10 protein-coding genes are annotated in these 8,563 nt (G+C 38.5%); 5 read left to right on the top strand and 5 right to left on the bottom strand.

The window, feature by feature from the left end:
* The first annotated feature begins 122 nt into the window (after positions 1-122).
* Complete coding sequence (locus FTU01_RS10115; RefSeq protein ID WP_180138967.1) at positions 123-1,826, top strand: M61 family metallopeptidase; 1,704 nt, start codon at positions 123-125, stop codon at positions 1,824-1,826.
* 71 nt (positions 1,827-1,897) lie between these two features.
* On the opposite strand, the gene paaI is transcribed toward FTU01_RS10115, so the two are convergent.
* The 3 genes from paaI to FTU01_RS10130 form a co-directional block, all read right to left on the bottom strand.
* Positions 1,898-2,290, bottom strand: a complete 393-nt coding sequence (gene paaI / locus FTU01_RS10120; RefSeq protein ID WP_180053860.1) for a hydroxyphenylacetyl-CoA thioesterase PaaI — start codon at positions 2,288-2,290, stop codon at positions 1,898-1,900.
* 169 nt (positions 2,291-2,459) lie between these two features.
* On the bottom strand, positions 2,460-2,858 hold the full coding sequence (gene uraH / locus FTU01_RS10125) for a hydroxyisourate hydrolase (protein WP_180138969.1): 399 nt from the start codon (positions 2,856-2,858) through the stop codon (positions 2,460-2,462).
* Positions 2,859-2,889: 31 nt separating this feature from the next.
* On the bottom strand, positions 2,890-3,333 hold the full coding sequence (locus FTU01_RS10130) for a heme-binding protein (RefSeq protein ID WP_240904205.1): 444 nt from the start codon (positions 3,331-3,333) through the stop codon (positions 2,890-2,892).
* 174 nt (positions 3,334-3,507) lie between these two features.
* Between FTU01_RS10130 and FTU01_RS10135 the strand changes: the two genes are divergently transcribed.
* Positions 3,508-4,179, top strand: a complete 672-nt coding sequence (locus tag FTU01_RS10135; RefSeq protein WP_159123245.1) for a heavy metal response regulator transcription factor — start codon at positions 3,508-3,510, stop codon at positions 4,177-4,179.
* Entirely contained in the window at positions 4,176-5,537 is a 1,362-nt protein-coding gene (locus tag FTU01_RS10140; protein WP_180138971.1) for a heavy metal sensor histidine kinase, read from the top strand. The genes FTU01_RS10135 and FTU01_RS10140 overlap by 4 nt, the downstream gene beginning before the upstream one ends.
* 8 nt (positions 5,538-5,545) lie before the next feature.
* Here the strand turns inward: FTU01_RS10140 and FTU01_RS10145 are convergent, their stop codons facing one another.
* Complete coding sequence (locus tag FTU01_RS10145) at positions 5,546-6,328, bottom strand: rRNA large subunit pseudouridine synthase E (RefSeq protein ID WP_005236402.1); 783 nt, start codon at positions 6,326-6,328, stop codon at positions 5,546-5,548.
* Between the two features lie 471 nt (positions 6,329-6,799).
* On the opposite strand from FTU01_RS10145, the gene FTU01_RS15670 reads away from it, so the two are divergent.
* Positions 6,800-6,940 (top strand): hypothetical protein, encoded by a 141-nt coding sequence (locus FTU01_RS15670; RefSeq protein ID WP_373686382.1) that lies wholly within the window; start codon positions 6,800-6,802, stop codon positions 6,938-6,940.
* Between the two features lie 248 nt (positions 6,941-7,188).
* A complete protein-coding gene (locus tag FTU01_RS10150; RefSeq protein ID WP_004784145.1) occupies positions 7,189-7,374 on the top strand; it encodes a hypothetical protein in 186 nt (61 codons plus the stop codon).
* 681 nt (positions 7,375-8,055) lie between these two features.
* On the opposite strand, the gene FTU01_RS10155 is transcribed toward FTU01_RS10150, so the two are convergent.
* Positions 8,056-8,220 carry a hypothetical protein gene (locus FTU01_RS10155; protein ID WP_179993072.1) on the bottom strand — a complete coding sequence of 55 codons (165 nt, stop codon included), beginning with the start codon at positions 8,218-8,220 and terminating at the stop codon, positions 8,056-8,058.
* Positions 8,221-8,563 lie beyond the last annotated feature (343 nt).

Here is an 8,563-nt window from a genome sequence, read left to right on the forward strand (position 1 = left end):
TATGCCTTTTTTTTAAGGATAGCTAGTCAGAAATGTAGACAAATGCGACAGCTAAGCAATACTGGCCTAAAAAATGCTAAGCTAAGCTATAACTCATTTATTTGTATTTTATATCGCCCATTATGTTGCATTATCAAATCGAATTTGACGATTATCGTCAGCATCTTATTCACGTAACTCTTCGCTTTTTAGCAGATCCAACGCAAGTCCTTTCTTTACCGACCTGGATTCCGGGCAGTTACCTGATTCGTGAGTTCTCAAAGCATATTGAAGCGGTCAAGGCTTATGATGAGGATGGACGCCAGCTACAAATCCAGAAGTTTGAAAAGAATAAATGGCGTTTATTCAATACGGATCATGAACTGATTACGGTGGAATATGATGTCTATGCGTATGACCTGTCTGTTCGTGGTGCATATGTGGATCAAAACCGTCTTTATGTGAACCCGGCTTGTGCATGTTTAGGGCTGGAAGGTCAGGAACATAAAGAAATTGAAGTAGAAGTATTCCTGCCGGATGAACTGAAACATTTCCAGCTTGCGACGGGCATGCAGGCCAAAAGTCTGGTGAAAGGTCGTTATACCTTAAAAGCTAAAAACTATGCTGAACTGATTGATGCGCCGTTTGAACTGGCAGAGCAGACCCGTTTCAGCTTTGAAGCCAATGGCATTCCGCATGAGTTTGTGGTGTCAGGCAAGCATGCGATGAATGAACAGCGTATGAAGCAGGACATTGAGAAAATCTGTGCGACAGAAATTTCCATGTTCGGTTCTGCGCCATTCAGTGATTATACCTTTATGACCATGGCCACCGGGAACAGCTATGGCGGTCTGGAACATCCAAACTCAACCAGTCTGATTACACCGCGTGATGACTTTCCTAAAGCAGATGAGCCTGAAGAGCCATCGAAAGATTATCAGCGTTTCCTTGGCCTATGTAGTCATGAGTATTTCCATTCATGGTTAGTGAAATTTATTCGTCCAGAAAACTTCGTGAATTATGACCTGAACAAAGAAGGCTATACTTCTTTGCTTTGGATCTTTGAAGGGTTTACGTCGTATTATGACGACCTGATTCTGCTACGTAGTGGCGTGATCAATCAGGAATCTTATATTGCATTGCTTAAAGCGCAGATTGATCGTTATCTTCAAAACCCGGGACGTTTTATTCAGTCGGTGTCTGAGTCTAGCTTTGATGCCTGGGTGAAATTCTATCGTCAGGATGAAAACTCAAACAATGCCGGTACCAGCTACTATAATAAAGGCTGTTTAGTCGCATTGTCTCTTGATCTGGGTCTACGTCTGCGTGGCTCGAGTCTGGACGCTTTAATGCGTAAGCTATATGAAAATACGCAAAATGGCATTCAGGTCAATGAACGCACTATTTTCGAATTGTGTCAGGAATTGACTGGTGATAACTGGTTAGAACAGATTAATCACCTGATCAATACTACTGATGAATTGCCATTAGATCAGTTATTACCTGAATTTGGCGTGAGCTATACGCTGAAAAATGACAAGTCATTACCATTTGGTTTGAAACTTGTAGATAAGCCTGAAGGTGTGCTGGTTCAGTCTGCACGTCGTGATGGAGCAGGGGTGAAAGCGGGCCTTTCAGCGAATGATGTGATTGTGGCGATTGATGGACTTAAAGCAACGACGAAACTTGTCGAGAAATATGCGAAACAGGAAGGTACTTATACTATCCATGCATTCCGTCGTGATGAGCTGATGACTTTTGACGTTCAAAATGGTGGTTCTGAACTGACTGAAGTTGAATTGAAAGTTGAAGATCAAACTAAAGCTGAGAAATGGTTGAAAGCTTAATTTAGCATTTGCTGTTTTAAAAAACCGGTGTTGATGCACCGGTTTTTTTATTGCATTAAGTTTTAGAATAATTATTTAACGATCAGTCGTGAGGTTCCACGGAATTCAGCCACGATTTGATCTTTCTGATTCAGGATCTGAATATCGTAAATCCCACTGCGACCGCTACTGGCTTTATGTTCAGCTATGGCGGTAAGGGTATCACCGAGCAGTGCCGGTTTCAGATAATGAATACCACAATGTTGGCCGACTGCTGGATGTTCGCCGGTATTGCAGGCAATGGCAAATGCAGCATCAGCTAATGCAAAAATCACAGCGCCGTTACAGGTCTGATGCCCCTGTAAATGTTGTTCAGACACTTTAAGTTCAATCTTCGCATGATTGTGGTTATAAGAAATTAGATGCGCACCGAGATACTGAATTAACCGGTCCTGATTAAACATCTGGTTCACTTGCTGATCCATTGCAAAACTCCTTTTTTAGATACACTTATTTTAAAAATATTAATTATATGAATCATAAATAGCACTCTAGGAGATAAATAACAAGCGAAAGCCAGATGAATGATGAAATGCAGCCATTTTACTTATCAAAATAAAGCGCCATGAAAATGACGCTTTTAGGGATTAAGAATTAGTTGCCACGATAGGTTGAATAACCATAAGAGCTCAGTAATAACGGAATATGATAGTGCTCCAAAGCACCGTCAATCGTAAATACCACAGGTACTTCAGGGAAGAAGGTGCGTTGATTATTGGCCTTAAACCAGTCACCGGTTTTGAAGGTCACTTTATAGATGCCTTTCTGTAAAGCTGTATCTTTAGGATAAAACTCTTTGATACGGCCATTGGCATCTGTTTTTAACTCATTCAGTTTTATCCACTTGTCACCTTGCTGAGCTTCCAGAATCACCGCGACATTGGCGGAAGGCAGACCAGTTTCCTGATTCAGCACATGCACACTTAAAGGATTCTGTGCAAAAGAGAAGCTTACTGTCGCCGCTAGAAGAGCACCAAAAATAATTTTTTTCATAGGTCTGTTCCTATTCAATAGATAGATAAAATTAAAGTTGTTTTAAAGTATGTTGAATGCCTTGTGCGGCACATTGATGATCCTGTTCAGAGCCACCAGAGCCTGCAACGCCAACAGCGCCAATGAGCTGGTTTTTATAAACCACAGGTACCCCGCCGCCCAATAATAACAATTCATCCAGGGTATTTAAATTTTGTGCATCCGGGTTCTTTTGTGCATGACGCATGAAATCCAATGTACTGGTCTTAGTCGAGTATGCAGTAAAGGCTTTACGCTGTGATGCAGTTAAATTGTGAATTCCGACAGATTCATGCCGTTGACTGGCCAAGACATTGCCGCCTTGATCCAGTACTGTGACTGCAGCGGGTTTGCTGGCTTTCTGACAAGCTTGCATGACGTTCTCAGTAAGCTGATTTGCTGTACTCAAGTCCATAATATAGGCCGTTTTTAATTCAGCATGGCTTAAGCTAACCATTGCTAAACTCGCTAGATATAAAAATATTTTTCTCTGATTTAATCTACTTCTCATGATAATGTTCAGTCATATAGAAATTGAGAAGATCATAATCAAAGAATTGAAGCTCATGGATGACAATCAGATTACCAATTTGTAATCTTTGCGCTGTATGAAATTAATTAAACTCAGCTCATGCATATTTTAATTGTAGAAGATGAAGCCAAAATTGCCGGCTTCTTGGCTACAGGCTTAAATGAATCCGGCTACCAGACTACACAGGTGGATAATGGCCTGCATGCCTTATCGGTGCTGGAACAGCAACAGGTTGATCTGGTATTGCTGGATGTGATGCTGCCCGACCTGGACGGCTGGCAAGTCCTCAAAACCTTGCGTACTTTTTCTAAAGTTCCCGTACTTATGCTGACTGCCAAAGATCATGTGCTTGACCGGGTCAAAGGATTGGAACTGGGTGCAGATGACTATTTAACCAAGCCTTTCTCTTATATCGAACTCTTGGCCAGAATAAAAAGCCTGCTGCGCCGTGTACCGAAAGTTGAACATGAAATGTATCAGGTGGCCAATTTAGAGCTGAATCGTTTAACCCGGGAAGTATTTCGAGACCAGCAAAAAATTGAGCTTACCCAAAAGGAGTTTGCGCTTTTACAGTTGCTGATGGAACACCAGTCCGAAGTTTTAACCCGGACACAAATTGCTTCACTAGTCTGGAATATTAATTTCAATACCGACACCAATGTCGTTGATGTTGCCGTACGCCGATTACGTTCTAAAATTGATGACCATTTCAGTCCAAAACTTATTCATACTGTACGTGGTATGGGTTATAAACTGGATGTGCACGCATGAAAATGCATTTGGGCACACGTCTCGGTATCGCTTTTGGCCTTATTTCCTGTATCGTTTTTTTAAGTATCGGCGGGTTGTCCTATCACAATATGCAGCAGATGGTGCAACAACAGCAGGATGAAGCCTTGGCCTTGCGGATTTCCAGGATTGAAATATTTCTGGCTGATCAACAAAGCTTTCAGGTGCTGATCGAACATCCGGAGCTTTATGAGAATATGCTTGGACAGGAAGATAACTTACTGATCCTTAAAAACGCGCAGAATACCTTGATTGACATTAATCCTTTAAATATCGCTATTCCTCTATTGGATTATCACACCAAGCTGAATTATCAAAATAATAAGATTGAACAACCCACGACCCGTTTGGCATTTAAGCAAGTGGACTTTAATGGACAGTCTTATCAACTGATTGCCGGTAAGCAACTTGTAGCAGGGCAACAGGTTTTAAAGCATTACCTGATAAAATTAGTGATATACACTCTGCTCGGTATTATTTTATCTACTTTGTTAGCCTGGCTGATGGGACACTATCTACTGCGATCCATGCGCCAATTAATTTACGCCACTCAGCAAATTAATGTGCAGCAGCTGGATCAGCGTATCGAGTTGCCATCCCGAACTATTGAGGTGCAGCAACTAACAGAGGCTATGAATGCCATGCTGGACCGAATACAGCAAGGCTATGAACAGTTGGCCCGATTTTCTGAAGATATTTCCCATGAATTACGAACGCCCCTGAATAACTTGATGGGGCAAACCCAGATTGCCTTGTCGAAGTCACGCAGTCGCGATGAATTAGAAAATTTGCTGTATTCCCATCTGGAAGAGTATGAACGTCTAACTCAGATGATTGAAAACATGCTATTTATCGCCCGAGTTGAACATGGCCACTATCAGATAGAAAAACAGACACTAGAACTTAGCCAGATCATAGAAGATTTGCTGGCATATTTTGAGTTTCTGGCAGAAGAAAAAAATATATCTATTTATACGGATATTCCGGCTCAACTGAATATAGCTGCGCATCCGGAACATCTGCAACGTGCGCTTGCCAATTTACTCAGCAACGCAGTGCAGTATGGAAAGAAAAATGGTGAGATCAGAATCACGGCGATGACTACAGAAAATAATAGCTGTCGGATTGATGTACTGACAGCAGGTGTACAGATCCCCGAGCAGCATTTAGCCCATCTGTTTGAACGCTTTTATCAAGTTGATAGCAGCCGGCATCAAAAAGCCCAAACGGGTGGTTTGGGCTTGGCGATTGTGCAGTCGATTATGCAGTTGCATCAGGGGGAAGTTCAGGTGAATAACCATTCTCAAGGGGTGGTCTTTAGTTTGATCTTCCCGATCTAAGCAGTGGCTTAACGTGTACGACGGCCACGACTCTTGGTATTTGGACGGGTGGTACCATTGGTCTTGCGACGTGGTTTTTCACCTTCTTCCATTTGCCAGATACGTGGTGTACCGGTTTTTTTCTTGGTGCCGTCTTTCGTTACTTTCTTGTTAATCGGTTTACCACCGGTGCCACCCGGTTTCTTCACATAAGAACGCGAACGATACGGTTCCTGTGCAGGCACATCTTTAAAGTCTGGATAAAGTAGGGGTTCAATTTCTTTAGTTTCACCTGGCTGTAAACCTAATTGAACCAGATCAATCGAACCGATTTTGGTGCGAATCAAACGTAATGTAGGAAAGCCGACTGCTGCAGTCATACGACGAACCTGACGGTTACGACCTTCACAGATTGAAATTTCGACCCATGAAGTTGGAACAGAAGCACGGAAACGTACAGGAGGATTACGTTCCCATAACCATTCCGGTTCAGTGACTTTAATTGCTTTGGCTGGTAGCGTAATACCGTCATTCAGTTCAACGCCTTTACGAAGCTGTTCTAGAGCTTCTTCGGTTATATCCCCATCGACCTGAACCAGATAAGTTTTGAATTTTTTGCTGGCTGGATTGGTAATATATTGGTTTAAACCACCATGATCGGTCAGGAACATCAAACCTTCAGAATCCATATCCAGACGACCGGCAATACGCAGATCCGGATCGTCTACGAAATCTGCCATAGTCTGATGTTTTTCATCTGGACGAAATTGGGAGAGGACGTCATAAGGCTTGTTAAGAATGACAATTTTCACTTTAACCTACTAAAATATATAAAATAATTCTGATGTGGCAGTCATGTTGCCCATTGTGATACTCCTTTACTTATAAATAGGAGATAAGGGAAGACATAAAAGAGTCCACTAAGTGTAAGCTATCATAGCAGATTCTGATTTATCTTCCTCGAATTTATGTTTTGCATCTAATTTGATTGCGACCATGCCGCTTTAAAATGATGTACTTTTTGTATTCAAATATGATCTTCCGTTTAAGAATGTTAATCCTCAATGATCTTCATTTTCTACTGAACTTGTCGAGTCAGTTAAGGGAAAAAATAAGACAATTCAAGGCAAAGCAAAAAATTGATAATGATTTTTATAGACCTGAAATAGTTTTGACGAATTTACATACCATACAAAAAGCTTTCCAAACTGGCTTAGACCACTACAAAGCAAGCTGATATTTTAATTTCACAGTTTCTAATATTTTTAATTTTGAGGTGAACAATGAAATTGTTGACTTTAATTAGTATGGGTATTGCAGCGAGTTATTGTTATAAAACCGTCAAACATAACAAGCAAAATCTTTCAAATCTAAGTTTTGATGAAGTAATAAATCAACACATTTTACGAGATTTTATAGCCTGAGCATTATTCATATTTACTGCTAGTTTAATTTGATTATAAATAGAAAATCTCAACATATATTGTTGGGATTTTTTATTTTTATCATTTAAATATTTTTAGATAATATGAGTAAGAAAAGTTGTATCAAAATTAAAGTTACATGATTAATCTATTAAATAGTCAATTAATACAACTCTATAAAGCAATGTAAACGAAAAATTCAAATCTTCTGCTAAATTAAAAAATAAACCAAATGTGTGGAGGTCTGTATGAGAAATATACCAGAAGGAACCCAGGTTATTCATCATATATCAGCTCAGGACTGTGCATTCTATAAGGAAGAAAATGGAATTCTGAAAGTCTGGAATAGTGGTACTTGGGTGAATGCGATTGTACCAAATCTAGAAAAGATGATGGAGCTTGATTTCGAGTTAGAAGTACTCAAATCTATGTAGTAATTTAAAATTTAAAGATCCTTCTATTTAGGATCTTTAAATTTATATATTGAGGTTTTAAAAATAATAAAAAATGATCTTTATGGAAAAAAAGAGAATTTTATTGAAAATAAATTAGCAGTGTTGATTATTTAAAAATACATATCAGGTGTTTAGTTTTAATTTGATATCATATAAGGAAAATAAATTATGAAATAGTAAAATTAAAACCTACGAAATGACTTAAAAAGACATTAAGTTCAAAAGCTTAAATTTTGGAATGGCAATATATTACATAGAAAAATTTTTTATAAACAAAGATTATTTTATGATTTCAAAGAAATAATCTATTAATCTTTTAAATAAAATTTATTAAGTAATTGATAATTAAAAACATATTGATTGATAATTAAGGTTTAATTTATAGTTTTACTCTCTTATGTTTTGTTTTACTTTAGTTTAAATATTCAAGATTATGTAATATTTTGTTATTTGGTTTTATGCTTATGTGGTGTATAAATAATATACAGCTCTCCATGAGGGTAAAACACATGACTAAAGCAGAATTAGCTGTCTCCGCATTGGTCGTATTCCTTATTACCTTGATGGTTTATGGAGTAGGACAATCATTGAGTTATTAAAATAACTTTTCCTAATGATTCCCGTATGTAGATAAAGCCCTTCGTGGGCTTTATTTTGTTTTTAGTCTGAGTCTGAATCACTCTTCTGATTTTCAGAATATTCTAGTGCAGCTTTTTGTGCTTCTGCGGCGGCTTTAGCTTCCAAAGGAATAGCATCTGCTGCAATAGTAGAAGTACCATAAAGGCCTATCATAATGAGTATTAGAATTTTCGAAAACTGTTTCATATGAAATCCTCTAATTTTCTAAAACTTGATTTCAGTGTAGGGGATAAAACTCTCTGGGCATGTATGAGCGGTGTCTGCTTATGTAAGATATTCAGGCTTAGCGTGAAAACCCTTTCACCTTATGTAAGAACAATTATCTTATGAATTATTTTGTAGAATTAATTAAAGAAATGTTTTAGAAATTGAAAACATTAAATGTTCTTAAATTTATAACTTGGCAGAGTAAAACTTGAAGTGCGACATAAACCACCTAATTAATTTAAAGGGTTTATGGAGTATATAAAATTGTCATACCATCATCTTAACTTTGAAGATCGTACTGCATTAATGCTTGAGTCAAGAA

It is taken from the genome of Acinetobacter sp. YH12043 (assembly GCF_013419915.1).
Classification (GTDB): Bacteria; Pseudomonadota; Gammaproteobacteria; order Pseudomonadales; family Moraxellaceae; genus Acinetobacter.